23 protein-coding genes and 1 tRNA gene are annotated in these 24,561 nt (G+C 54.6%); 16 read left to right on the top strand and 8 right to left on the bottom strand.

The window, feature by feature from the left end; genetic code table 11:
• Positions 1–19: 19 nt before the first annotated feature.
• A complete protein-coding gene (rnhC, locus tag JIN87_RS21380) occupies positions 20–1,024 on the bottom strand; it encodes a ribonuclease HIII (protein WP_200357664.1) in 1,005 nt (334 codons plus the stop codon).
• A 120-nt stretch (positions 1,025–1,144) separates the two neighbouring features.
• Here rnhC and JIN87_RS21385 point away from each other — a divergent pair, with 120 nt between their 5' ends.
• The 4 genes from JIN87_RS21385 to JIN87_RS21400 all read left to right on the top strand — a co-directional run bounded on the left by JIN87_RS21385 (position 1,145) and on the right by JIN87_RS21400 (position 4,635).
• Positions 1,145–1,726: a lipocalin family protein gene (locus JIN87_RS21385; RefSeq protein ID WP_200357665.1), complete on the top strand. Its 582-nt coding sequence runs from the start codon at positions 1,145–1,147 to the stop codon at positions 1,724–1,726.
• Between the two features lie 44 nt (positions 1,727–1,770).
• Entirely contained in the window at positions 1,771–2,802 is a 1,032-nt protein-coding gene (locus JIN87_RS21390) for an A/G-specific adenine glycosylase (protein ID WP_200357666.1), read from the top strand.
• Between the two features lie 107 nt (positions 2,803–2,909).
• Entirely contained in the window at positions 2,910–3,770 is an 861-nt protein-coding gene (locus JIN87_RS21395; RefSeq protein WP_200357667.1) for an alpha/beta hydrolase, read from the top strand.
• A gap of 4 nt (positions 3,771–3,774) precedes the next feature.
• Entirely contained in the window at positions 3,775–4,635 is an 861-nt protein-coding gene (locus JIN87_RS21400) for a TolB-like translocation protein (RefSeq protein ID WP_200357668.1), read from the top strand.
• Between the two features lie 111 nt (positions 4,636–4,746).
• Here the strand turns inward: JIN87_RS21400 and JIN87_RS21405 are convergent, their stop codons facing one another.
• From JIN87_RS21405 to JIN87_RS21415, 3 genes are read right to left on the bottom strand one after another with little or no spacing between them, the layout of a single operon-like run.
• Positions 4,747–7,332, bottom strand: coding sequence for a VIT domain-containing protein (locus JIN87_RS21405; RefSeq protein WP_200357669.1), 2,586 nt, complete (start codon positions 7,330–7,332; stop codon positions 4,747–4,749).
• Positions 7,325–7,684, bottom strand: coding sequence for a PadR family transcriptional regulator (locus tag JIN87_RS21410; RefSeq protein WP_200357670.1), 360 nt, complete (start codon positions 7,682–7,684; stop codon positions 7,325–7,327). Before JIN87_RS21410 ends, JIN87_RS21405 begins: the two co-directional genes overlap by 8 nt.
• Positions 7,685–7,698: 14 nt before the next feature.
• Positions 7,699–8,109, bottom strand: coding sequence for a hypothetical protein (locus tag JIN87_RS21415; protein ID WP_234033546.1), 411 nt, complete (start codon positions 8,107–8,109; stop codon positions 7,699–7,701).
• Positions 8,110–8,273: 164 nt separating this feature from the next.
• Between JIN87_RS21415 and JIN87_RS21420 the strand changes: the two genes are divergently transcribed.
• The 6 genes from JIN87_RS21420 (at position 8,274) to JIN87_RS21445 (ending at position 15,456) form a co-directional block, all read left to right on the top strand.
• Positions 8,274–9,062, top strand: coding sequence for a ParA family protein (locus tag JIN87_RS21420; RefSeq protein ID WP_200357672.1), 789 nt, complete (start codon positions 8,274–8,276; stop codon positions 9,060–9,062).
• A 47-nt stretch (positions 9,063–9,109) separates the two neighbouring features.
• Complete coding sequence (gene rnc, locus JIN87_RS21425) at positions 9,110–9,901, top strand: ribonuclease III (protein ID WP_200357673.1); 792 nt, start codon at positions 9,110–9,112, stop codon at positions 9,899–9,901.
• A 51-nt stretch (positions 9,902–9,952) separates the two neighbouring features.
• Positions 9,953–13,387 (top strand): transcription-repair coupling factor, encoded by a 3,435-nt coding sequence (mfd, locus tag JIN87_RS21430; RefSeq protein WP_200357674.1) that lies wholly within the window; start codon positions 9,953–9,955, stop codon positions 13,385–13,387.
• Between the two features lie 22 nt (positions 13,388–13,409).
• A complete protein-coding gene (locus JIN87_RS21435) occupies positions 13,410–14,393 on the top strand; it encodes a peptidylprolyl isomerase (protein ID WP_200357675.1) in 984 nt (327 codons plus the stop codon).
• A 162-nt stretch (positions 14,394–14,555) separates the two neighbouring features.
• The gene (gene radC, locus JIN87_RS21440; protein WP_200357676.1) at positions 14,556–15,275 is read left to right on the top strand and encodes a RadC family protein; all 720 of its coding nucleotides are present in this window, start codon (positions 14,556–14,558) and stop codon (positions 15,273–15,275) included.
• Between the two features lie 95 nt (positions 15,276–15,370).
• Positions 15,371–15,456, top strand: a tRNA-Tyr gene (locus JIN87_RS21445).
• A gap of 240 nt (positions 15,457–15,696) precedes the next feature.
• Here the strand turns inward: JIN87_RS21445 and JIN87_RS21450 are convergent.
• Positions 15,697–16,563, bottom strand: coding sequence for an SRPBCC family protein (locus tag JIN87_RS21450; protein ID WP_200357677.1), 867 nt, complete (start codon positions 16,561–16,563; stop codon positions 15,697–15,699).
• Between the two features lie 228 nt (positions 16,564–16,791).
• Here JIN87_RS21450 and queA point away from each other — a divergent pair, with 228 nt between their 5' ends.
• The 4 genes from queA (at position 16,792) to ilvB (ending at position 21,231) form a co-directional block, all read left to right on the top strand.
• Complete coding sequence (gene queA / locus JIN87_RS21455; RefSeq protein ID WP_200357678.1) at positions 16,792–17,868, top strand: tRNA preQ1(34) S-adenosylmethionine ribosyltransferase-isomerase QueA; 1,077 nt, start codon at positions 16,792–16,794, stop codon at positions 17,866–17,868.
• A gap of 57 nt (positions 17,869–17,925) precedes the next feature.
• Positions 17,926–18,303, top strand: coding sequence for a tetratricopeptide repeat protein (locus JIN87_RS21460; RefSeq protein ID WP_200357679.1), 378 nt, complete (start codon positions 17,926–17,928; stop codon positions 18,301–18,303).
• Positions 18,304–18,404: 101 nt separating this feature from the next.
• Positions 18,405–19,409: an acetyl-CoA carboxylase carboxyltransferase subunit alpha gene (locus JIN87_RS21465; RefSeq protein WP_200357680.1), complete on the top strand. Its 1,005-nt coding sequence runs from the start codon at positions 18,405–18,407 to the stop codon at positions 19,407–19,409.
• 40 nt (positions 19,410–19,449) lie between these two features.
• Complete coding sequence (ilvB, locus tag JIN87_RS21470) at positions 19,450–21,231, top strand: biosynthetic-type acetolactate synthase large subunit (RefSeq protein ID WP_200357681.1); 1,782 nt, start codon at positions 19,450–19,452, stop codon at positions 21,229–21,231.
• Positions 21,232–21,364: 133 nt separating this feature from the next.
• On the opposite strand, the gene JIN87_RS21475 is transcribed toward ilvB, so the two are convergent.
• The 3 genes from JIN87_RS21475 to JIN87_RS21485 are packed head-to-tail and all read right to left on the bottom strand — an operon-like array spanning position 21,365 to position 22,921.
• Entirely contained in the window at positions 21,365–21,637 is a 273-nt protein-coding gene (locus JIN87_RS21475) for a glutaredoxin domain-containing protein (protein ID WP_200357682.1), read from the bottom strand.
• Between the two features lie 5 nt (positions 21,638–21,642).
• Positions 21,643–22,497 (bottom strand): PP2C family protein-serine/threonine phosphatase, encoded by an 855-nt coding sequence (locus tag JIN87_RS21480; protein ID WP_200357683.1) that lies wholly within the window; start codon positions 22,495–22,497, stop codon positions 21,643–21,645.
• Entirely contained in the window at positions 22,475–22,921 is a 447-nt protein-coding gene (locus JIN87_RS21485) for a protein kinase family protein (protein WP_200357684.1), read from the bottom strand. The genes JIN87_RS21480 and JIN87_RS21485 overlap by 23 nt, the downstream gene beginning before the upstream one ends.
• 188 nt (positions 22,922–23,109) lie before the next feature.
• On the opposite strand from JIN87_RS21485, the gene JIN87_RS21490 reads away from it, so the two are divergent.
• The gene (locus JIN87_RS21490; protein WP_200357685.1) at positions 23,110–24,129 is read left to right on the top strand and encodes a glutamine synthetase beta-grasp domain-containing protein; all 1,020 of its coding nucleotides are present in this window, start codon (positions 23,110–23,112) and stop codon (positions 24,127–24,129) included.
• 137 nt (positions 24,130–24,266) lie between these two features.
• Complete coding sequence (locus tag JIN87_RS21495) at positions 24,267–24,512, top strand: hypothetical protein (protein ID WP_200357686.1); 246 nt, start codon at positions 24,267–24,269, stop codon at positions 24,510–24,512.
• The last annotated feature ends 49 nt before the right edge of the window (positions 24,513–24,561 follow it).

Below are 24,561 nucleotides of genomic sequence, written 5' to 3' on the forward strand. Positions count from 1 at the left end.
TTCTGTCCCCAAACAATCACTACTTACCAAACTTGAACACCTTCGGCTCCTTCAATGGCAACCGATCCAACATACCAGCATCTTTCACGACCTCATAAGAAGTCTTAAAATGAAGTTTCGCAAACTCCCCAAGTCGTTCAGGGCCAAACTTCTGCAAAATTTCCGATGCCTGAGCCTTCACCTTGGCACTCGCTCCTTTCCCAAGCGTGTCTCCAAACTTTTTGGACAGACTATCCATGTAGCGAACATACTCCGCGCGAGCGACCACTGACGCCGCGGCAACGACCGGGTCTTCTTCCGCCTTCGTCTGCATACGAAGATCGAACTTCGGATCCTTGAAATAGCGGCCCACAAGATCCTGTTTACTAAACTGGTCCAACATCCCCCAGGGAACCCGCTTCTTCTTTAGAGCAGCGGTTAGGGACTTCGCGTGCTGCCAAGCGAGCAGCAAATTCAAGTTCGCTCGGGGCTTCCCCATGAGCTCGTTGTACTTGGGCATCCCGCAAAAACAGGTCTCCACAGAAATCCCCTTCGTCTCGCGGATAATCTTATCAAGTTTCAGGATACGCCCATCCGTAATCGTCTTCGAATCTCGGATACCTTCCTTGACCCATTGATCGATGTGCACCTTGTCCGCGATCACGCAGGCTGTCACCACCGGGCCAAACAAATCTCCCTTACCACTCTCGTCCATGCCCGCATGCGACTCGAACCATTCAGGGTGATACACCTCGTCATAACCGAAGCGAGCTTCTCCGAGCACCTCAGGCTCAAGGGTGTTGATAACGAAATCTTCTGTCTCCTTGCCTTGCACAACGAGCTTTCCGCTCTTGTACCCGACCACATTTACCTTCGGCCCCTTGAAACCAAATTGGGCGTACTCCACCTCATAGGTCTCCCACATCTTCATCTCCAAGATATGCTGAAGCTTGTCCAGCTGCTCCTGGGAGAGCTTGTGGGTGTACATTGTTTTCTTCTTGGGAGCGTCCGGATCGACGACAGCTTTCTTTTTGCCTCTGGCCATCAGTAGTTTGCTAAATCCAGAGCAAGGCAGAGCAAACCCGCTTTGAAAATCAAAAAAGCGCTCTCGCTCAATCGCTTCCCCACCTTCAAGCGTTAGTCGGGAAACGTACACCAACGCCCGATGCACCCAAAAACGCTCCTAATTGCCCTCTTCGCCCTCGGCTCCAGTCTACCGCTCGTCGCTAAAACGCCCCCAGAAGGGGTAGAACTGGTGAACAAGTTCAACCTCGAACGCTACCTAGGCCTCTGGTACGAAATCGCACGCACCGACAATCGCTTCGAACGCGACCTACAAAGCGTTACGGCGGAATACAGCATGCTGGACGACGAAACCGTCCGCGTCTTCAACCGAGGCTACAATACGCGGAAAAACAAGTGGAGCGAGGTCGACGGCAAGGGCTACAAAATCGGCGATCCAGACGAAGGTCAGCTCAAAGTGACATTCTTTTGGCCCTTCTACGCCGGCTACAATATCTTCGAACTCGACCACGAAGGCTACCAATACGCCCTCGTCGCCGGTGACCACCACGGCTACATGTGGATTCTTGCCCGAACCCCCACGCTTCCACAACCCACCCTCGACAAGCTGCTAGCCAAAGCAGAAATCGCCGGTTTCGACACCAAGGAGCTCATCTGGGTCGACCACAGCACCGTGCACCCGTCGATCGCAAAACAGGAGAGCACCCCTCCGTCGTTCCCTTAAAAAACACTAGCCTCCCCCTTCCGCATCTGCAGAGTCCCTTGCCGATGCCCTCTGACAACCTCGCCAAGCAAGCTCCCGCCTTCCGAGCAGCCCTCATCGATTGGTACGACCAAAACGCTCGCGACCTCCCTTGGCGAAGCGCTCCATCCACCTACGGCACCGTAGTATCCGAGTTCATGCTACAGCAGACTCAGGTCAAAACCGTACTACCCTACTTTGACGCCTGGCTCAAAAAATACCCAAATTTCAAGCAACTCGCCACCGCCTCCGAAGAGCAAGTTCTCAAAAGCTGGGAAGGCCTCGGCTATTACTCGCGAGCTCGCAACCTCCACAAACTAGCAAAGGAAGTTTCTGAAATACCAGAATCCGAACTCCCGACAGATTCAAAAAGTTGGCTCAAATTCCCAGGAGTCGGCCCCTATGCCGCAGCCGCAATCTGCAGCATCTCGTTCGACGATCCATCCGCAGTCGTCGACGGAAATGTAGTCCGTATCCTGTCTCGAATCACCGCCGACGAGTCCGATTACAAAAATTCAACGGACGCCGCAAAGTCCTACCGCGATCTCGTCCAAGAACTTCTCAACCCTGAACGCCCCGGCGACCACAACCAAGCCATGATGGAGCTGGGGGCCACCGTTTGCCACAAGCAATCGCCTAACTGCCTGCTTTGTCCCGTTCGCGAGTTCTGCAAGGGATACGCTGAAGGTATCGCCGAAGAGGTCCCTAAGCTGGCCAAGACCAAATTCGAAGATAAATCCGTCAACAGAGCTTGGATACAAGATGGCAAACGGGTCCTGCTGCACAAGATCCCCGATTCAGCCAAACGCATGAAAGGCTTGCACGAACTCCCAGAGCTCCTTCCACTGAAGCTCGCCACTCCCAAGGCCAAGCCACTCGCCAAACGCAAACGGAGCATCACCCGCTACCGGATCACCGAGAACATCTACAAGTTCTCCCCAGCAAAGCTCCCTCAACAACTCCCCACCGATTACCTCTGGGTAGAGCATTCAAAACTAGGCGAACTCCCCTTCTCCGGCCCACACCGCCGCTGGATCACGGAATTGCTCGACGATTGAGGCACAACCTCCGGGCGATAAGCAGACAGGCAGGTCCGCCAAAAAGATGAAGTAGCACAGGCACTATCAGGGTTATTCTCACACAACTCCAACAAGTGCCTGATACTATGAAGAAGTGTTTGATGTTTATCATTCTACTCTCGCTTCAGCTTACATTATCTGAAGCCAAAGAACCTAAAGCCTACGAATTGCCGAGAACCCAAGTGGTTCCCATTCAAGATTCCGAATTAGGAAGAGAATACGAGCTATACATCAGGTTGCCCGAAGCGTATTCATCAAACAGCGACAAAAAGCATCCCGTCATCTACTACACGGATGCTGTTTGGCACATTGAAACCTTGTCTGCCATGGCTGATTTCCTGGCACAAGACTCGATTCTAGTAGGCATATCGTGGCAGACAAACATCAGCGAAGAGCGAAAGAATGAGCTTGGAGCGCATGCCAGCAGATTTCGAGACTACCGGATGCGAGAGAGCAGCGATCCCACGACTCAGGCGAAAATGCAATTTGGCCAGGCAAACAAACATCTTAGCTTCATCCGCAATGACGTAATTCCCTACATCGAGAGCAACTACCGAACCGTACCGGAGAATCGCTCCTACTTCGGCTACTCCCTCGGTGGTCAATTCGGAGCCTACATTCTCCTGAGGCAGGCAAATACCTTCAAAAACTACATTCTCGGCGCACCCGCCTTTGGCGATAACTACGGCCCCTTCCTCTCCGAGCTCGAATCAAATTCCGCATCGAGCAGAAAAGGATTCAACGCCAACGTCTACATCGCTTATGGAAACACCGATAATAGACTGGCGGAGCTCGGGGAACCATTAGTCACACTCCTAAGCGAAAAGCAGGATGCCAGTCTCAATTTCACAAGCGAGGAACTCGAAGGAAATCATCTGACAGCCTTTCCAATTACCGCCGTACGCAGCATGACTTGGCTATCCGAACTCCTAAAACCAGAAAGCTAAGACAATGCACCGTATCTACCTCTCGATCACATTTATTATCTCCGCTCTCGCCTTGATAACATGCGGCAAGGCTCAGCAGCCAACACGAGCTCCCGCTGGCCCCTACCTCGGCCAGAAACCACCGGGACTCGTCCCTGAAGTTTTCGCGCCAGGCATCGTTTCCACGAAACACCTCGAAGTCTTCGGAATTTTCTCACCAGACATGCAAGAGTTCTACTTCGTCAGACGAGGCGGAGCGTTCAAAGACTCTACCTTGCTTGCATTTCGAAACGGGGAAAACGGATGGACCGAGTCCGTCGTTTCTCCATCCGTAGGCGAGCCCTTCATATCTCCAGACGGAAAAACGATGTATTTCGGCAACAAGTACATGGAACGTACAGATGCGGGGTGGTCCGAAGTGAAACAGCTTGAAGCCCCCTTCCGGGACATCCCAATCATGCGTCTCACCGCATCAACAAAAGGCACCTATGTATTAGACGCTCGAGAAGAAGTTGGTACCCTGCGGTATTCACGCCTCAAAGACGGGAAGCGCGAGCAACCCAAAGCATTCGGAAAAGAAGTAAACTCGGGAAAATGGACCGCCCACCCCTTCATAGCTCCGGACGAAAGCTATTTGATCTGGGATAGCGTGCGAGAAGGTGGATACGGCGACTCCGACCTCTATATAAGCTTCCGACAGAAAGACGGTTCATGGGGACCGGCGATTAACATGGGGCCTGACATCAACACCGAACGTGAGAACATTTACGGCAGCGTAACCCCAGACGGAAAATACTTTTTCTACCACACCTACTTCGACAACGGCGAAGCGAACATCTACTGGGTAGACGCCAAAGTGATCGAAAAGCTAAGGCCAGAAGGCTAAAACACCTAGCATACGATGCGAAAGCAAAAGTAAGAGTGTTCGGGTAGAAATATGCTGTTTTTTGTACCGAGAACCGGAGGGCAACGCTCCGTCGTTGCCGCAGAGCCATGATCAAATGTCTCGTCGAGCAGGCAACAACCGGCGTATAGCCAAAATACTTCCCAGAGCAAAAACCAGGAGGATCACGCTATTCACCCCATCCGGAATCGACGCAGTCGTCCCTTCCTTCACCGGCTCAAGCCCAGCTTCCTTGTACTGTCTTTCATTTTCAAGAACGACCGCGCCAGAAGCCGGAGTCACCAGCTGATGCTGAGCAGCAAGTTTCGCCGATCGCTCATAAGCTTTATTCTCACGGCTATAGAGGATCCGTTTCGCTTCGCTCAAAGCCCATAACCGCGTGGCGTGATCGGCGACCTTCCTCCCTCTCGCCTCCTCTGAACCATCTAGATGCTGATAGTTGATAACAACGCGACCTCTTCCCGACTGCCGAGAGTCCAAGAAACTGTTTAGATCCGTCCCTGGCGATTTGGCAAATCTTTGCACGCTCATCACATCCAAGCGTTTCTCCAAAGTCGTAAGCACACCATTCATCCCCTTACCGCAGCTCAAACTATAAACTGGCGTAGTGTTCTTTCGCCTAGATAGCTGTCGCAACAGCCCCTCAGCGCTTGAGAGCTCTCGAGGTTGAGGACCATGTATCCAAAGAATCGATTCAGTCGCAGAATTTTCCGCTAGCTGAAACGCATGCTCGAGGGCAGGCGCATTATCCTTCCCGCCCTCCGCCTTCCACTTGAAATCACTCGGCGAATCAAACACTCGATAACCTAGCCTTTCATCCACTACGACAATCTTCGAGATCTGGTCACCAAAGCGCTCCAACGCGGCTCGAACCTCAGTCAAGCTCTCAGACAGAGCTACCGACGTATCCAAAACGACGATCAATTTCGAATCCTCCGAAACGACAGTTTCGAGCGAGACAGTCCCTTGGGTAATCCCACCCGAATACGGATTCTCGCTCCAAAAACGCGTCAACTCCGGATCACGCTCCGCGTAAACGACAATCGGGTCGCCATTCAAGTCAGAGAAGTCCACCGTTGTTCGAATCGTATCGGCAAGATCTGGAGATTCCAAGCTTAGCGACGAAAGCATCGTTTGAGAATCGATCCAAACAGGAACTCCAAGCTCTTCTGACGCATAAAAATTCTCCCCGACAAGACTCGGCAACACGAAGCTTCCCTGATCCAAACTCTCCAAATGCAAGGGCACGACCATCCCGAGACGAATCTTCATCTTTCCACCATTCCTCGGAATTGGGAAACACTGAGCGAGCACATGATCCTTGCCAGCAGTCGTAACTAGCAACGGGTCTCGACGACGGGTGACGACCCTCTTGTACGCTTCGACCACTTTGCTCTTAGCGTTGAAAGCCGCCTCGCGCGCCTCGCCATTCACCCAAAGATTCACGCGTGTAACGGCCGCCCCCGGCGGCAACCGCCAAAGAGCTCGGGCCTCTTGCTGCATCGGCGTATCGTTCCGAAACTCCATCGTCCACTCCAGGTAGGCATGTGCCGCATCGGCCTCCACAACACCGTCGATTCGCGAATGCTGCAGACTCACGCCGTGGATTTTTCTACCGACAACCTGATCCCCCCGATACCAGTCCCAACGACTCCGCATTCCCAATACACTACCTTCCCCCTGGGAGGCAGCCTCACGATCCGCATCCACGTAGTACTCTCGACCCGTCACACGATAGAAAATCTCCCGAGCCTGCTCTGGAGAGTTCCTCGGGCCAACCCATAACACCCCCGACTGGTTCCGGAATTCCGGCAAACAGGAATCAAGAATCGTCTTCTCCGATCCAAACGTACGCAAAAAACCAATACCATTCATCGCTCGCTCCGGATCGGCAGATCCTGCCATATTCAGACCCAAAGTCGTCAAGTAGCGAGGCGACTCCACTCCGATAACAACGAGCAGTCCCAAAAGAAATCCGACTCCCGCCTTCCGCCAATAACGAGGCACCTCCGGGTTTCCTTTCCCCAGTCTCTTTATCAGCCCGAAAGCCGCCAGCATCGAAAACAAAGGAGCAAGCGGTAAAAAGCCAAATCCATAGAAAATGATGCCGATCACTGCAAACGGCATGAAAACAGCCAACGGGATCGTGTAATAAAGTGAAATCGCAATAGTCCCGCCCAATGCCAAGATCTTCCGCGCCCCCAAGGGACCACCCCGCCCAATTCCCAGCAAACACCACGCGCACCCGGCTGGAACCAAAGCAATCAATACAATGTGCCCAATACTAGGAATCGGATCGAAAAACGCCGACGCGCAAGCCCCCGTGACAATCTCAAAAATCAGAGTGATAACCGGCAAAATGACACCGAACGTCCATCCGTAAAACCGAGTCCAACCATTCTTGTTTTTCCGATCCTCTACGATTTCGCTTAAACTGCGACGCGGAGCCTTGCTCTCTTTTCTGGCCGGACTCTCCTTAACAAACGGGTCGTATCCAAGAACTCTGACAACGATACCTTCCACGATTTCCTTGGTAACGAGCCCCGGCTTACGCTCGCTGATCTCAGTCTCAACATGAATCCGGATATCCTCAGCTAGTTCAGCTCCCCCCTCAGTCGCGCCCACCAATCCCAACGCATCCTCAAAATAGGACCTGGCCGCATCGCTCCACTTAGACATTTTCGTTTCCACCTTTCTTAAGAGTTTCGATTCCTTCCATAAGATTCCCAATATATTCCGTCATGAGCTTCAGCTGCTCCCGCCCAAGCGGTGTCAGCGAGTAATATTTTCGAGCAGGCCCCTCCGATGACTCCTCAAGTCGCGTCTCCACCAAACCATGACGCTTCAAGCGCGACAAAAGCGGATAGACCGTCCCTTCACTCACTCCCAGACCGTCCATTCCCACAAGCTGCTTCACCAGCAGGTAACCATAGCGTTCGCCCTCAACTAAAGAGTTCAGTATCGAATACTCCAACAATCCCTTCCGAGCCTGCGTCGCCCAATTATCGATGTTGAACTTATCTTCCGGCATCCGTCAGTCCCTCATCAATCCAGCATCCAATTAATCAAACCAAAGAATTGGATGTCCCAAACCACTAAAACGACTCCCGCCAGATACAGAACCAAAGAAGCCCAAACCCACCCCAACGACTCTTTCCAGCCTGCCTTCCAGCTCACAAACACCTTCGCCCCGATGAAAAGCGGCACAACCGGCAACAAAAAGAACGCCGCCACAAACAAGAAGCCGACCATTCCACTTAAAAACGGCATCTCAAGCTCCTTGGGATCCGGATGCCCATAATACGGCCAGTGCCCATAAACACCCATCGATACCAGAGCGAAGCCCACCAGCGACAAGTACGCCCATAAGGGCATCGCTGAAACAACGGGGAATAACAGCCTGCTCAATTGCACCACGGAAGAGTCTCGATTCGCCAACAGTACCTTGCATTGCATAGTAACTTGTCAAACCTAAATCTCCGCCCGTTCTTTCGCTCTCGCTTCTCACCCTCCAGGAGCCGCACCATGCCGAGCATCTCCCATCGCTTCCAGAAGCCGCTCTTTCCCAGCCTATACCATTGCCATCCGAAATTTTTCACTCATACAGGCATCTAATTCCTATGGCCTCCACAACTGTATTCACCATTGCCAACCAGAAAGGTGGCGTTGGCAAAACCACAACCGCAGTCAACCTTGCCGCTGCTCTCGCCGAGCAAAAGGTTCCCACCCTCCTCATCGACCTCGACCCGCAGGCGAACGCGACAAGCGGACTGGGCATCGAAAAAGAGGAAGGACGCAGCGTCTATCCAGTCCTCCTCGGAGAAGGAAACATCGAGGACATGGTGGTCGAGACCGGACGTAAAAACCTCTACCTGCTCACTTCCGAAACCGACCTCGCCGCGGCCGAGATCGAGCTCGCCCAGCAAGAGGACTACCTCCTCCAACTCAAAAACGCCCTCGCTCCACTCTTCGAGTCCGGACAATACCGCGCCGTCGTCATCGACTGTCCGCCGGCTCTCGGCATGCTGTCCATGAACAGCCTCGCCGCCGCCGATTACCTGCTCGTCGCCCTGCAATGCGAGTACCTGGCCCTCGAAGGCCTCGGCCAAATTCTCTCCGTCGTGGACCGCCTCCACGAAGCAGGCGTCAACGAAGAGCTGCAAGTCGGCGGAATCATCATGACCATGTTCGACGTTCGTACCAACCTCTCCCGCGAAGTCGTCGAAGAAGTCCGCACCAACCTGCCGGACCAGATCTTCAACACCGTCATCCCGCGCACCATTCGCCTCAGCGAAGCGCCTTCTTTCGGCCAATCCATCTTCGAATACGACAAGAGCAATCCCGGAGCCACCGCCTACCGCAACCTCGCCAAAGAGGTCATCAAACGCTTCGAACTTAAGAAGAAATAGTCCCACGGACACTTCCTCATTCTGCACTCTTAATTCCTAATTTAGCAGTGGTCGCCTCCAAGCTGAAACGCCTCATAAAGTCCGTATCCAAGGATACTGACAAAAAAGCTGCCCGCAAAAGCGCGAATGCGGCGGAGGTACCCGCCGCCAAAGTCCGCAAGCTCGAAAGCAAGCTCGGCTACACCTTCACCAACAAGGGTCTGCTACACCAGTCCCTCACCCACCCGTCGTTCCTGCTCAACACCAAGGACCAGCTAAAGAACAACCAGAGACTCGAGTTCCTCGGGGACTCAGTCATTCAGCTCGTCCTAACCGAAAAACTCTACGAGAAATACCCACGGCACCGGGAAGGTAAGCTCACCGCAATCCGCTCGGGCTATGCCAGAGGCGATTTCATGGCCAACATCGCTCGCGAGCTGAAACTGGGCGACTACCTCATCCTCAAGCCGAAGGATCGGCAAGCAGGCGTGGCAGAAGGCGACTCCGCGCTAGGAGACGCCTTCGAATCCCTCGTGGGCGCCCTCTACCTCGATTCCGACTTCGATACCGCCCGCAAGATCGTGCTCGGCCTTTACAACTACCTCGATACCGCCCCAACCGCCAAGGGCGAGATATCGAACCCCAAGGGCAAGCTGCAAGAGCTCATCCAGCCCGTCCACGGAAACCACGCCCTTCGCTACGATACGGTCTCCCAAACAGGCGAAGCCCACAACCGCACCTTCGAGATAGCCGTCTACTGCAACGATGACAAACTCGGCACCGGCAAAGGAAAAACCAAAAAGGAGGCCGCCGAGAAAGCCGCCCTTCAAGCCATCGCCAAACTGCAGAAAAAGCAGTAGCCTAAGCGCTCTCCCCCGCAATAGTTCGCCCCTCGCTATCGTACCCCCTCTGTGCACGATACCTCCGCAGACTCAAACTCCATTCTACTCCCCCACGGACTCGACAGCTGGGAGCAGCTGATTGGAGTGAGCGAAGAAGCCGTCGCACCTGTTGTAGAAAACTGGATACACAAAAAGCAGGCACGGCTCAGCATCATCGTTATAAAAAACGCTCGCCTAGCGGAACAACTCTCAGCCGACCTTTCCTATTTCCAAAGCCAGATTCGAACCTCTGAAACGAGAACTCGCTTCCTCTACTACCCAGAAGAGTCGGACCTTCGAGATGATGAAGATAGCCCCGTCGAACGATTTGAAACAGGAAGCGAACGAATCGCCACCCTAGCTGCGATTCGCCAAACCGATTCGCCGCTCGTAATAACGACCACCCCCAAAGCCATTGCCCAAGCGGTCCCAGCGGCGTCCGAACTGGCTGACTCTCAAATCACCCTCAAATCCGGCTCGGAATTCGAGTTCGAAAAACTCATCCAAACCCTAGAAGCCCTCGACTACGATAGCGAAGGGCTCTGCGAAGCGCCCGGCCAATTCGCCCGCCGTGGCGGCTTGATCGACGTGTATCCGATTTCGGCAGACAAGCCCTACCGCTTAGACTTTTTCGGCGACGAAATCGACGCCATCAAAGAACTCGATCCTGTCACCCAACGCTCCGGGGAAGCCGTAAGCGAACTTCAAATAGATGCCTCTCCCACCCTAGAGCTGAAAGTCGCGAAAAACGGCTTCAGCGAGCATCTCCCCGAAAACGTGGCATGGGGACTCATCGAACCGGAACAACTCCTCGAAACATTCGACTCTCCTCTCGAACAAGAGCATTCCCACAACCTCGGAAAATCTTGGGTCCAACTAAAAAACCTTCGTTCCCAAACAGACGACGAGTGGGCGACCTTCTCAGACCTCGATCTCGAGTCAAACGACTCCCAGAACTGCAAGAGCGTTACCTTCGAAGCGGAATCGCTCAGCTTCTACCGCCCTCTTCCCGACAATGCGAAACTCGCCGACGAACGCTTGGCCGATGAGCAATCCGCCCGTATCCAATTCCTGGAACAGGTCGCACATTGGAGTGCCGCAGGCGAGCAGATCATAATCGCCCTCCCCAACGAGAGCGACAAAAACCGGATCCAGGAGCTCATCGACAACTCAACAGAGCTAAAAAAAATCAAATTCCTGTTCTGGCAAGGCGATCAAAACCAAGGCTTTCGCATCCACTTCCGCCCCAAACTAGGCAAGCTAGACTGGCCCTTCCTCGAAAAATCCAAAGGATGCGTATTCATTACCGAAACCGAGCTATTCGGTAGACGTCGCGGCCGCAAGCCGCCCACACGTTCCAAAGCCCTAGTCAGTCAGTCCCAAGTAGACCAGCTACTCGATTTCGCCGAACTCGTGGATGGAGAGTTCGTCGTCCACCTTCAGCACGGTATCGCCCTCTACCGAGGTATTACAAAAGTGGATATGCAAGGCCAAATGAGAGAGGTTCTCTCTCTCGAGTTCGACGACGACGTTGTACTGCACATCCCCCTCCAGGAGTCACACCTCATCAGTCGCTACGTCGGCATCTCCAAGACCCGACCAAAACTCGGAAAGATCGGCACCAACCGCTGGGGCAAAACGCGCGAAGCCGCCGAACGAGCCACCTTGGACCTCGCCGCCAAACTCCTCGAGCTCCAAGCAAAACGAGACAGCGGCGGAGGGCACGCCTTTGCAGCAGATTCCGAATGGCAAATTGAGTTCGAAGGCTCTTTCCCCTTCAAGGAAACGCCAGACCAGCTAAAGGCGATCAACGAGTCCAAAGGCGACATGGAGAAAGCCACTCCGATGGACCGACTCATCTGCGGCGATGTCGGATTCGGAAAAACCGAAGTCGCCATCCGCGCCGCCTTCAAGTCGGTCATGGACGGCAAACAGGTCGCCATCCTCGTCCCTACCACTGTCCTTGCTCAGCAGCACTTTCTCAATTTTCGCGACCGGATGGCTGGCTACCCAATCGTCGTCGAAACCGTCAGCCGCTTTCGCAAGCCAGCCGAAATAAAGAAGATCCTGCAATCGACCGCCGCCGGAAAAGTCGACATTCTAGTAGGAACCCACCGAATTCTTCAAAAAGACGTCTCCTTCAAAGACCTCGGGCTCGTCGTCATCGACGAAGAACAACGCTTCGGCCTCAAACACAAAGAGGTATTCAAAGAATGGAGATCCACCGTGGACATACTCACCATGTCCGCGACCCCCATTCCTCGCACGCTTTACATGGCCCTAACCGGAGCCCGCGAGCTTAGCGTGATCGAAACCGCCCCTGTCGAACGAAAGCCCATCCAAACGATCGTCAAAAGCTACGACGACGCCCTCGTCTCCGAAGTCATCCGACGAGAACTCGCTCGCGGCGGGCAAGTATTCTACCTGCACAACCGCGTACAAACCATCGAATCCGTCGCGGCCAGACTCAAAGCGATGCTCCCCGAAGTATCCATCGGCGTAGGACACGGACAAATGGAAGAGAAGAAACTCGAGCGGGTCATGCTGGATTTCGTAAACCAGAAATACCAAGTCCTCGTTTGCACTACCATTATCGAATCCGGCCTCGATATCCCGAACTGCAACACCATCATCATCGAAGGCGCGGATCGATTCGGACTCTCGCAACTCTATCAGCTCCGCGGCCGCGTAGGGCGCTTCAAACGCCAAGCCTACGCCTACCTACTGCTACACAAACATAAGCGGCTCATGGACGTGGCTCGCAAACGCCTCGCCGCCATCCGACAGCACAACCAGCTCGGAGCAGGCTTCCGCCTCGCCATGCGCGACCTAGAGCTCCGCGGGGCCGGCAACCTTCTCGGCAGCGAACAGTCCGGACACATCGTCGGCGTCGGCTTCGAACTCTATTGCCAACTCCTTAAGCAAAGCGTCGCCCGACTGAAAGGCGATGCCACCGCCACCCAGATCCGAGCCAACGTTAAGCTCGATTTCGTCTACCAAGGCGAAGGCAACATGCAGGCAGCAAATCGCCACGAAGACGGCTACACCGTTCTAAAGCGCCTCGATCTTAAAGAAGGCGACTGCGAACCCATCCAAGCCCGCATCCCCGCAGACTTCATCACCGAAACCCGGCTTCGTATCGACCTCTACCGCCGCCTCGCCCTCGCCGGCAGCCCCAAAGAAGTCCGCGAACTTCGCGAAGCCATCACCGACCGATTCGGAAAATTCCCCGTCGAGGTTGAAGCGCTTCTACGTCTCACCGAAATTCGCTGCCTCGCGGAACAAAAGAGCATACACTCAGTCGAGTCACAAGGGAACCGTCTGAAGTGCCGCATTTACAAAGGACGAGAGTCGGACTACATTAAGCTCGGAAGCCGATTCCCCCGCTTGAACGCCAATAATGCCTTGAAGCGATTACACGAAATCCTTGTCTTCTTAAATAATTTACCTAGCCATCGCTCTTAGGCACCCGCCGATCCCACGTCACATGATAAAAAAAGCGACCCTACTCATTGCCCTTTCCCTTCCCCTCGCCCTTGGCTTAGCCCAAAACAAGACGCCAAAGGGAGCACGCCTCGCCAACAGCATCGCCGCCATCGCCGAGGAAAAAATCATCACCGTCGACGAAGTGCGTCGCGAGCTCGAGCCATACCTGCCGCAAATCCAGGCAGACTCGAAGGGCGACCCCATGAAATTCCGTCAGCTCATCGAGGACATGGAGTCCGAGATCATCCAAAACCTCACCGATAACGTCCTCATCGTGAAGCAATTCTACGAGGACAAAGGCCAGATCCCCCCCAGCTTCGTAGACAACGAAATCGAGGAAACCATCATCACCAAGTTCGAAGGCAAACGCTCCCTCTACCTCGATTACCTCAAATCGATCGGCAAGACGCCAGACGAGCACCGCGTGATGATCAAGGAAGAGATCATAGTGAACTACATGCGCAGCAAGATGCGTAAATCGGCCTCCATCGTTAGCCCGAACCGCATCGAGTCATTCTACGAAGAGTACAAGGAAGAGTTCTTCCAAGAGGAAGCCCTCCACCTCCGCCTCATCCGCCTCACCAAACTCGCCGACGAGACAGAAGAGCTACTCACCCAAAGAGCCGACGAGATCTACGAAAAGCTAGAGCTCGGATTCGCATTCGACGAACTCGCCTCCAAGTACAGCAACGATTCCAAAGCCAAGAAAGGCGGCGACTGGGGCTGGGTTACCCGCGGCTCCTTGATCGAGCAACTCAGCGAGCCTGCCTTCGCTCTTCAGGAAGGCGACTTCAGCGAACCAGTCATAATCAAGAACAACCTCTTCATCCTCTACTGCGAAGAACATCGCCCCGAAGGCTACCTGCCACTCCCAGAGGTACGCGAAGACATCGAGGACATTCTCATCTCTAGCATGGCCCGTGAAGCGGAAGCCAAATTCCTCGAACGCCTCCGCCGCGACGGTTACGTCCGCCGCTTCAACTAGGCTTCGAGCCGAGACATCCCAAACCTTTCCAAGCACGGTCCAAAAGACCGTGCTTTTTTGTGCTCCTAGGGTGGTCAACCAATAGCTTGAATTCCCCCACCTACTCGACTCTACTTGCCCCAACGGAAATCTGTTACCTTCCGTCCACCAACTCTATCCCGTATGCCCCCTTCGACCTACCTCACACCTAGGCTCGCCGACCTATCCGTCAGCGAACGCCCTCAAGAACGCCTAGAATCCCTCGGAGCCCAAAGCCTCAGCGATACAGAACTCATCGCCATGATCCTGCGCAGCGGCAGCAAAGGGCGAAATGTCCTAAGCGTCGCCTCCGAGATCCTTCGAGCCGGCGGCTCCCTCAACGGCCTCCTAAACTGGAGCGATGCCGAGTTCCGTAACATTAAGGGCATCGGCAAAGTCAAAGCCCTCCAACTTCTCACCATCATCGAGATCTGCAGACGAGTCCGTGATCGATCCCCCTCGAAAGAGCCCATCCTCGATAGCCCCGATCTCGTCTTCCAGCACATGCAAACCCACAGCGACAGTCTTCAGGTCGAGAAATTCTGGACCCTTAGCCTCAACCGCAAAAACCGCCTGCTACGCAGGACCGAAGTCAGTTCAGGCACAGCCAGCAACAGCCTCGTCCACCCTAGGGAAGTTTTCCGCGAGGCCATCCGGCAAGGAGCTTCAGCGGTAATCTGCGTGCACAACCACCCCAGCGGCGACCCCGCCCCCAGCGCCGCGGATATCAAAGTAACTCGCCAACTAAGAGAATCCGCAAAGATCATCGGAATCGACCTGCTCGACCATGTCATCTGCGGCTCCCAACAACACGACCCACGCCAGCAAGGCTATTACAGCTTTCAAGAAGCAGGTCTGCTCTAGGCCAAAATTCGACATGAAATCCGAACGAAAATTTTCTCAAATTTACACTTGATCTTTGAAACAAAACGAGGACTCTAGGCGACCTTTCACCGGTCGGTAGGATACTCAAGCGGCCAACGAGGGCAGACTGTAAATCTGCTGGGGAAACCCTACACAGGTTCGAATCCTGTTCCTACCACCATTTTTATTTTCCAAGCGACCGTCGTAGGTCGTTTTTTTTGTGCCCAGACACAAGGAACGCCTCGCGGAACAGGATGAGAACCGAAAGGTTCGACGGAGCGAAGCGGAGAAGGGATTCGCGAAGCGAAGGTCCAAAGGACTTGGGCAAAGCCCAACCAATCCTGTTCCTACCACCATTTTCAATCTCCAAGCGACCGCCGAAGGTCGTTTTTTTGTGCCCAGAGGAAACGCCCCCTCCTCTTCAAGCTCCTCCATCCCCGATTTTCGGTAACGGGCGCCCCAATCCATCCCAGATAAGCTCGTGGCCTTCTCGATAGTGCTCACCTGCACGCAAAGAGAGTTCGCCCACCTCGCGCAACATAGCATCGAGCTGCGACATGGCGTAAAGAGCGATCCAGCAGTCAGGAATCCGCCCACCGACATCGGTCGCCACATGATAGATGAGCAACGTCCGGGTCGGCGACAAAGCCACGGCAATCCATCCCCCAAAGTCGAGAGGAAGAAAAATAGCCCCCTCCAGATCCTTCAAACAAAGCCCAGCCACCTTCCCGTCGCCGACAATCTCCTGAGCGATAGCTTCGCCATCTGGCGCCAGGTTCCAGGAATACTCCCAGACAGTCCCATTGGAAGCCTCGGCAAGCTCCACTCCCAAGCTCAAATCGATCACCCAATGCCGGTCGGCGATCGGCCACGGCAACGCGAGATGCTGGTACCTCCGACAACCTCCCTTTCCATCGGAAAAGATCCGATAGCCCGTATTCAGATCATTTTGCCAAAGATGCGGGTCGATAGCAGCCAACCAAACGTCACGCTGGCTCCGCTCGACGATATAGAAACCTGCCACCCGATGGAAAAACTCCCCCGCGTACTCCTCGAGCTCTCCCGCCCTCAGGCGAGAGCGGACCTTGACGACCTGCCCCCTCAAGAGTCGCTCTATCTCCGAAGACGACAATTCGGGCAAAGCTTCACGTCCATGCTCATTGTACGCTCGTATCGCCTCCCGAATACTACGAGTAAACTCACAATCAGGCGATGAAGTTAATTTCAACGTCAGGAAGAGCAACAACACGAAAACAACGACCTTCCCCAAACGAATCCCGATTCGCATACAGCTCCCCCTTCCTTCCGGATTACTAAAGCCAACTGACCACCAGACTCAACGGCTCAGCAAATCTATAAGGCCCAATGACATCATCCTCAGTAAACCTTCTAGCTTCGTCTGCCCCTCAAGGAATGCGAATTCGCTTGCTCCAGCATGCACTTGATCTTTCTTGCGACCGCATTTGCTCGTTATTTGGAACAGAGGCCCTAGGTCAGGACAGTCAATTCCCACACAATGCAAAGCTCCCTCTTCAACTACCACCTTCCCGAAGAACGCATCGCCCAAGAGCCAGCCGCGGCTCGCGACGCCTCCCGACTCCTAGTCGTCCACCGCCAAGAGCGCCGCATCGAGCATCGCACATTCTCAGATCTCCCCGAATACCTCGGCGAAAACGACACCCTCTTTCGCAACAACGCTCGAGTCCTCCCTGCCCGCCTCTTCGCCCAACGCCCCTCAGGCGGCGCCGCCGAGTGCCTGCTTCTCCGCCCCGCTTCCAACGACGGTCTCGAATGGTGGACACTCCTTCGCCCCGGCAAACGCCTCAACCCCGGCGCAAGCTTCTCGCGAGAGGGCTACTTCTCCGCTGAAGTCGTGGACAAAAACGAGGAAAAGGCGGAGTACCGAGTACGATTCTCCCTCCAGCACCACAGCTCGGTTCCCGCCCTCGCCGAAGACCTCGGCAAAATGCCCCTCCCTCCCTACATTTCACGCGAAAAATCGGACCAACGCGACGCCTCCGACAAAGAGCGCTACCAAACCATCTACGCCTCCGGCGAAAAAGCAGTGGCCGCCGCCGCGCCCACAGCCGGGCTCCACTTCACGCCCGAAATCGTCGACACGCTCACCCAAAAAGGCGCTCGATTCCACGATCTCGTCCTTCACGTCGGCATGGGCACTTTCAAGCCCCTGCAGACCGAGAATATCGAAGACCACGAGATTCACCGAGAAATCTACGAAATCTCCGAAAACACCCAAAACGCCATCCGCACGCCTCAGGGCCGTCGCCGCGTCTGCGTCGGCACCACCAGCGTACGTAGCGTCGAGGACTACCTCGCCAAGTCCGATTCCATCACCCCCGGCCAATTCACCGGCGAGGCAGACATCTTCATCTACCCGCCCCGTCAATTCCAAGGCGTAGACGCTCTCATCACCAACTTCCACCAGCCAAACTCCACCCTTCTCTGTCTTGTATCCTCTTTTCTAGCACCGGGGAAAACAGATGGAATTGATTGGTTAAAAGAGATTTACGCAGAAGCGATTTCCCTCGAATATCGCTTCCTCAGCTACGGCGACGCGATGCTCATCCTTTGACAAGCGTTCCCCAATCGTGTACTCTCCGCGCGTTTTTCTGAACAAAACACCTCTTCTATGGGCGAATTCCAAAAAGCAACGATCACCAATATCGTCGAAGACGCCACCTTCGACTTCACCATGGGAGACGCCGAATCAGGCATCGCCAAATTGCAGGCCGCTCTCGCCGAACAGCCCGACGCCTTCGAAGGCTGGCACGCCCTCTGCGAGATTTTTTACTCCGAAAAACGCTACGACGAAGCGCTTGAGGCCGCCGAACAGGCCCATGATCTCAAACCGGACGATCTATTTGTAAACACCAGCCTCTCACGCATTTGGCTCGAAAAGGGCTCAAAAGAGAAGGCCGAGCACTTCGGAGCCCAAGCCCGCATGGCCAGCTGGAAGGAACAGCTCACAAACCCTGAGGTCGCACCCTCGGATTCCGATCTCACCTGAGAGCGAAACCGCTCCAGCATAAGCAACTGGCACACTTTCCATAAATCCTCGACATTGGCGAGATAACACCCACATTCCACCCCTTTTCACCGGACAGGCCTATGGACAACAACTATTCGCTAGACTTCGAACAGCCGCTTCGCGGCCTAATCGAACAGATGGAGCAACTGCACCAGCTGTCCGCCGAGAACAACATCGACTTGTCGAAAGAGATCAAAGCCATCGAGCAGAAGATCTCTGACACGAAGAAGTCCATCTACTCAAACCTCACGCCTTGGCAGCGCGTCCAGCTCGCTCGCCATCCGCAACGCCCTTACGCCTACGATTACATCGAGCGTATTTTCACAGGGTTCCAAGAGCTCCACGGCGACCGCGCCTTCCGCGATGATCGCGCTATCATTGGCGGAACCGCGTTTCTCAACGGCGAATCCGTGATGGTCATCGCCCAACACAAGGGCCGCACCACCCGCGAGAAGCTCAAGCACAACTTCGGCAGCCCTTACCCGGAAGGTTACCGCAAAGCCCTCCGCCTCATGAAAATGGCGGACAGATTCGACCTGCCGATCATCACTTTCGTCGACACTCAAGGAGCCTACCCAGGCGTCGCCTCCGAAGAACGTCACGTGTCAGAAGCCATCGCGGTCAACCTCCGCGAAATGAGCCAAATGGGATGCCCAATCATCTCTACAGTCATTGGCGAAGGCGGATCCGGCGGAGCGCTCGGCATCGCAGTGGCGAACAAGATCATGATCTTGGAAAACGCCTACTACTCCGTCATCTCCCCTGAAGGCTGCGCCGCTATCCTCTGGAAGGACCGCGCAAAAGCCCCGCAAGCAGCCCAAGCCCTCAAGTTCGGCGCCGCAGAAATCCACGAGCTCGGTATCGTCGACAAGGTCGTCGCCGAACCCGTTGGCGGAGCCCACGCAGACCCAGACGAGGCTGCAGCAAATCTTAAAAAGGAAATCGAAGCCCAACTCGAGGAACTCAAGAAGTTGACTCCCGAAGAGCGCATCGAACAACGCTATCAACGCTTCCGCAACATGGGCGTAACCGAGAACGATTTGGCAGACGGAAAAATCGTCCCCATCAACGAAGCTGCTTCCTAAACGTATCCCTTTCCTGAACACCGTTTCCAAGAAAACAACAATGAGCGCAAAAACAGACCTCGAATCGTCTTCCGCAACGGCTACGCAAAGCCAAGAGATGAATGGTGCCGACGTCGTAGTCGAGTCCCTGATACGCGAAGGCGTCGACGTTATTTTCGCCTACCCCGGCGGCGCGTCACTCGAAATGCACCAGTCCCTCGCCAAGCGTAAGGACGACATCCGCACCATCCTCCCTCGTCACGAGCAAGGCGGTTCCTTCGCCGCAGAGGGATACGCCCGCGTCACCGGCAAGGCTGGTGTTTGTATGGCGACTTCAGGTCCCGGTGCGACCAACCTCATGACCGCGATCGCAGACGCATTCATGGACAGCACCCCGCTCGTTTGCATCACCGGTCAGGTTTACTCCAAGTTCATCGGCAAGGCAGCGTTCCAGGAAACCGACTTCTTCGGAATGACCCTCCCGGTCGTAAAGCACAGCTACCTCGTGCTCGACGTAAACGACCTGCCACGCATCATCAAGGAAGCCTTCAAGATCGCTACCACCGGCCGCCCCGGCCCAGTCGTAGTCGACATTCCAAAGGACGTTCAGCAGGCCCTCGTTTCTCCCGTTTGGCCAAGCGACGAAGACGTTCCTTACCGCGAGTCAAAGATGCCAGCTAAGGCTTCCGACCAAGAACTCGAAAACGTTCTTCGCAGAATAGAAGACTCCAAGCGCCCTGTGATCTACTTCGGCGGTGGCGTCGTATCCGCAGAAGCCCACAAGGAGCTCACCCAATTCGCTGAACGTGCAGGCATCCCTGTCGCCTCGACTCTCATGGGGGCCGGCTCGTTCCCAGAAACCCACGAGCTCTCTCTCAAATGGTTCGGTATGCACGGTTCCGCATTCGGCAACTGGGCAGTTCACCAATCCGACCTCCTCCTCACTTTTGGCGCTCGCTTCGACGACCGTATCACGGGTGATGTAACCAAGTTCGCTCCGCAGGCCGAAATCGTCCACATCGACGTCGACCCATCCGAGCACAACAAGAACAAGATCGTCCACCACCCAATCGTTTCCGACATCAAGCACGCCCTCGGCCGCATGCTCGAGCTCATGGATCAAAAGGGCTTCAAAGCGCCAGAGATCCAAGCCTGGCGCGACCAGTGCGCAGAGTGGAAACGTGACTACCCATTCTCTTACAACGAGAGCGAGCACATCGTACCTCAACACGCAGTCGAGGTCCTCATGGAGCTCACCAAGGGCGAGGCCATCATCACAACCGGAGTTGGCCAGCACCAGATGTTCGCCGCTCAGTTCTACGACTTCAACCACCCACGCAGCCTTATCTCCTCTCTCGGACTCGGCTCCATGGGCTACGGTTACCCATCCGCTCTCGGAGCAAAGGTTGCCGCTCCAGATCGCGAAGTCATCGACATCGATGGTGACGGCTCATTCGCAATGAACGTTCAGGAACTCGCTACCGCTAAGATCGAAAAGATCGCGGCCAAGGCGATGATCCTCAACAACCAGCACCTTGGCATGGTTGTTCAGTGGGAAGACCGTTTCTACAACAGCGTTCGCGGCAACACCATCCTCGGCGACGAAAGCAACATCGGAACTCCCGAGAATCTCGGAGGACTCTACCCAGACTACGTCAAAATCGCTGAAGGATTCGGACTCCCGGGTCGCCGCGTCCACAAGAAGAGCGAGCTCAAGGACGCGATCCAAGAGATGCTCGACAGCGACGAAGCCTTCGTACTCGACGTCATCACGCCATACGACGAACACGTTTTGCCAATGATCCCAGCCGGCAAGACCGTCGACCAAATGATCGTCCGCTAATCGATCGAAAGACGTATCCAAATTTCAAAGCCGCTTCCAGAAATGGGAGCGGCTTTTTCATAGCCGTAGCGCGATGCTTCAGTCCGCGTAATTTTAAACGGTACGGACGCGGGCTAAAGCACCGCGCTACCGACTACCGAAACACAGTATCCAAACGGCCCTTACGCTCGTCATCTGCCAGCGTATCCTCGTCTCCATAGTGCTTCCCATCCACGAAAATCTGAGGAACGGTTGTCTCGCCCTTGGAGCGACGCTTCATCTCCTTGAAATTGGAGGTCGGCAGCTTCACCCCCGCAACCATTGCGACCTCCTTCCAATGGAAAGCAATCTTATGCTTGTTCAAAAACGCCTTCGCCTGAAGACAATACGGGCAGAGCTTGCTGCCAAAAACTTCCACTTTCTTCATCGCAACTACTGAACCTCCACCACGAGCGCGGTAATGTTGTCTCGCCCAGACTCTTCCATAGCATCCTGCACAAGCCTATCCGCTGGCTCAAGCTGAGCAAAACGGGCAGGCGGATTTCGGACAAGCTCTTCAATCCGGCGATCCCAAATCCCGTCGTTAACGCCATCCGAACAAAAAACAAACCGATCCCCCGGCTCTACCCCTACCGATCCCACCTGCGGATCGATCTTCAAGCACTTACCACCGAGAACCTGTTGCAGCATATTCCGCTCAGCATGGGTTCTCGCCTGTCTCTCGTTGATCTTTCCAGTCCGGAACAGCCAGCCTACATGCGTATGATCTTCGGTGATCTGTTTGCTGCCGCCATCTTTGGGCAGGTAGTAGATGCGACTATCACCAATATGGCAAAAGTGCATCCACCCCGGAGAAAACCAGCCTAAACTAAGCGTCGCCCCCATACCGCGACATTCCTCGTAGTAGATCGACATCTCCGTCATCTCCTTGTGGATACGCTGGAAAAGCTCGATCAATATGTCGCTAAACCCTCGCTCCATGCCATAGATGGCCAACTTGAAGGTTTTAGGCAGAAGTTCGGAAATCTTTTGCACAGCGATCTGGCTGGCAAACTCACCCGCGTTCGCTCCTCCCATGCCATCGCTCACCGCAAAAACGAAATCTCCCCGCTTCATGCTCTCTAAACCAGTCTTGCCTAGATACTGCAGCCCTTCGGCGTTAAATGTCAGAGCCCGGAAGGCATCCTCGTTGTTCTTGCGGAATCGGCCCGGATGAGTGAGCCCGGACCAGCTGAGAGCTAGCTCTTCGTGATCGTCGTCGCTATCAGTCATCGCCTTTTCGCTCATAATCTCCCTCTCGAGCCTCTTCCGCCTCCTTGATCGTCAGCCCTTGCCCGCTCTCAAGAATCACCGCGAACTCAAAATCGATCACACAAAACCGGCCGATATGAGCGCTGTAGGTGATGTTTCGCATAAACGCGTCATCGTGTCGCACGCCATAGGACTCCAACTCATCGAAAACCGCCTTCTCCTTCTCCGGGCTCATCTTCTGCACGATCGCTCCGCAGTTGGTCGTCACGATATAGAGCTGCTCCGGATGCTCCTCTAGAAGCTTCGGCACGAACTCGCACCCCTTGGCCTCCAGATATTTCAGCACGCGAACCTCGTTTTCATAACGCTCCTTCGCGAGCTGGCCTTTGTATTTTTTGTGCACGCGGCCGTCGAAGCCAATCCTGACCTCAGCCCTCTGCGTATCTTTGATCTCTTGCATGATCGTTTTTGAGCTTTCACCAAGAAAGTGTGAGTCACTTCGATATTTTGGAAGTGAAAAGTAAAATTGATTGAAAGTAGGCGCGCCTTTTGCTGATTTCGTCACCCGTCCCATTGGCGGCGCCACTCCTTCGGAATTGCCAAGCAGAATCGGGACTTTCCAAACCCTATTAAGATAATCAACAATCTATGGCTAAATATAAGTTCGAATACATCTGGCTCGACGGCTACACGCCTGTGCCAAATCTTCGTGGTAAGACCCGCCTCGGCGACTCAGCTCCTGAGAGCATTGAAGACCTCCCTCTTTGGGGCTTCGACGGTAGCTCCACACAGCAGGCTGAAGGCAGCAGCTCTGACTGCGTTCTAAAGCCAGTTGCATTCTACCCAGACGCTGCTCGTGGCGAAAACTCTTACCTCGTAATGTGTGAGGTAATGATGCCAGACGGCGTTACTCCACACCCATCCAACCACCGTGCTACCATCGTCGACGACGAGGACACTTGGTTCGGACTCGAGCAGGAGTACTTCCTTTTCCAAGACGGTCGCCCACTCGGTTGGCCAGAAGACGGTTACCCATCCCCACAGGGTGAGTACTACACAGGCGTTGGCTTCGCAAACGTTGGCAGCATCGCTCGTGAAATCGTTGAAGAACACCTCGACCTCTGTCTCGCAGCTGGCATCAACCACGAAGGCATCAATGCCGAGGTTGCTAAGGGCCAGTGGGAATTCCAGGTTTTCGCCAAGGGTTCCAAGAACTGCGCGGACGACATCTGGATCGCTCGTTACCTCCTTCTCCGTCTCTGCGAAAAGTACGAGATCGACGTAGAGTGGCACTGTAAGCCTTTCCAAGGTGACTGGAATGGTTCCGGCATGCACTGTAACTTCTCCACCAAGCACCTCCGTGAGGTTGGCGGCAAGGAGTACTTCCTCAAGCTCATGGACGCGTTCGAAAAGAACAAGGACGAGCACATCGCTGCTTACGGTCCAGACAACCACATGCGTCTCACAGGTCTCCACGAAACACAGTCTATCGACAAGTTCTCTTGGGGTGTTGCTGACCGTGGCGCTTCTATCCGCGTTCCACACAGCTTCGTTAAGGACGACGCTTACAAGGGTTACCTCGAAGATCGCCGTCCAAACTCACAAGGCGACCCATACCAGATCTGCTCTCGCGTTCTCAAGACGATCGCGGAAGTTCCAACCGACTAAGTCGGGCCTCGATCCAAGAGTTAACGCTCAAAACTTTCAAAGCGGCTCCCTTCTCGGGGGCCGCTTTTTTGTATTCCGAGTTTGGGTACCTAATTTTGGCATTGAGCCCGCTCGAACAACCGCGCTCAAATCCCTCGATGCCAAGACCTATCGGATGGAACAAACGAGACCCAGAATTGGGCAAGCTAAAGATCGAAGCTCGAATTTTCGGCAACAAACTCACCTTCCATCGTCAGGCTGGACGCTTCGAACAATGGGAAGAATTCACACCCAATGAAGAAGATTGGGACACCGTCAACGAACTAGCTGCCAACAAGTTCCAACGCGGCAAGGTGCAGGCTCAGCACTTGAAGATAATCCAGGCCCGCGGCCGGAAATTCTAAGATAAACCGTAGCGCGGTGCTTCAGCCCGCGTCATCGATGGTCCAATCC

The organism is Pelagicoccus mobilis (genome assembly GCF_016595505.1).
Taxonomy (GTDB): Bacteria; Verrucomicrobiota; Verrucomicrobiia; order Opitutales; family Opitutaceae; genus Pelagicoccus; species Pelagicoccus mobilis.

What these genes read in the sequence shown, in the direction of transcription:
- rnhC (WP_200357664.1), bottom strand. Translation starts at nt 1,024, where the DNA reads ATGGCCAGAGGCAAAAAGAAAGCTGTCGTCGATCCGGACGCTCCCAAG.
- JIN87_RS21385 (WP_200357665.1), top strand. Translation starts at nt 1,145, where the DNA reads ATGCACCCAAAAACGCTCCTAATTGCCCTCTTCGCCCTCGGCTCCAGT.
- JIN87_RS21390 (WP_200357666.1), top strand. Translation starts at nt 1,771, where the DNA reads ATGCCCTCTGACAACCTCGCCAAGCAAGCTCCCGCCTTCCGAGCAGCC.
- JIN87_RS21395 (WP_200357667.1), top strand. Translation starts at nt 2,910, where the DNA reads ATGAAGAAGTGTTTGATGTTTATCATTCTACTCTCGCTTCAGCTTACA.
- JIN87_RS21400 (WP_200357668.1), top strand. Translation starts at nt 3,775, where the DNA reads ATGCACCGTATCTACCTCTCGATCACATTTATTATCTCCGCTCTCGCC.
- JIN87_RS21405 (WP_200357669.1), bottom strand. Translation starts at nt 7,332, where the DNA reads ATGTCTAAGTGGAGCGATGCGGCCAGGTCCTATTTTGAGGATGCGTTG.
- JIN87_RS21410 (WP_200357670.1), bottom strand. Translation starts at nt 7,684, where the DNA reads ATGCCGGAAGATAAGTTCAACATCGATAATTGGGCGACGCAGGCTCGG.
- JIN87_RS21415 (WP_234033546.1), bottom strand. Translation starts at nt 8,109, where the DNA reads ATGCAATGCAAGGTACTGTTGGCGAATCGAGACTCTTCCGTGGTGCAA.
- JIN87_RS21420 (WP_200357672.1), top strand. Translation starts at nt 8,274, where the DNA reads ATGGCCTCCACAACTGTATTCACCATTGCCAACCAGAAAGGTGGCGTT.
- JIN87_RS21435 (WP_200357675.1), top strand. Translation starts at nt 13,410, where the DNA reads ATGATAAAAAAAGCGACCCTACTCATTGCCCTTTCCCTTCCCCTCGCC.
- radC (WP_200357676.1), top strand. Translation starts at nt 14,556, where the DNA reads ATGCCCCCTTCGACCTACCTCACACCTAGGCTCGCCGACCTATCCGTC.
- JIN87_RS21450 (WP_200357677.1), bottom strand. Translation starts at nt 16,563, where the DNA reads ATGCGAATCGGGATTCGTTTGGGGAAGGTCGTTGTTTTCGTGTTGTTG.
- queA (WP_200357678.1), top strand. Translation starts at nt 16,792, where the DNA reads ATGCAAAGCTCCCTCTTCAACTACCACCTTCCCGAAGAACGCATCGCC.
- JIN87_RS21460 (WP_200357679.1), top strand. Translation starts at nt 17,926, where the DNA reads ATGGGCGAATTCCAAAAAGCAACGATCACCAATATCGTCGAAGACGCC.
- JIN87_RS21465 (WP_200357680.1), top strand. Translation starts at nt 18,405, where the DNA reads ATGGACAACAACTATTCGCTAGACTTCGAACAGCCGCTTCGCGGCCTA.
- ilvB (WP_200357681.1), top strand. Translation starts at nt 19,450, where the DNA reads ATGAGCGCAAAAACAGACCTCGAATCGTCTTCCGCAACGGCTACGCAA.
- JIN87_RS21475 (WP_200357682.1), bottom strand. Translation starts at nt 21,637, where the DNA reads ATGAAGAAAGTGGAAGTTTTTGGCAGCAAGCTCTGCCCGTATTGTCTT.
- JIN87_RS21480 (WP_200357683.1), bottom strand. Translation starts at nt 22,497, where the DNA reads ATGAGCGAAAAGGCGATGACTGATAGCGACGACGATCACGAAGAGCTA.
- JIN87_RS21485 (WP_200357684.1), bottom strand. Translation starts at nt 22,921, where the DNA reads ATGCAAGAGATCAAAGATACGCAGAGGGCTGAGGTCAGGATTGGCTTC.
- JIN87_RS21490 (WP_200357685.1), top strand. Translation starts at nt 23,110, where the DNA reads ATGGCTAAATATAAGTTCGAATACATCTGGCTCGACGGCTACACGCCT.
- JIN87_RS21495 (WP_200357686.1), top strand. Translation starts at nt 24,267, where the DNA reads ATGCCAAGACCTATCGGATGGAACAAACGAGACCCAGAATTGGGCAAG.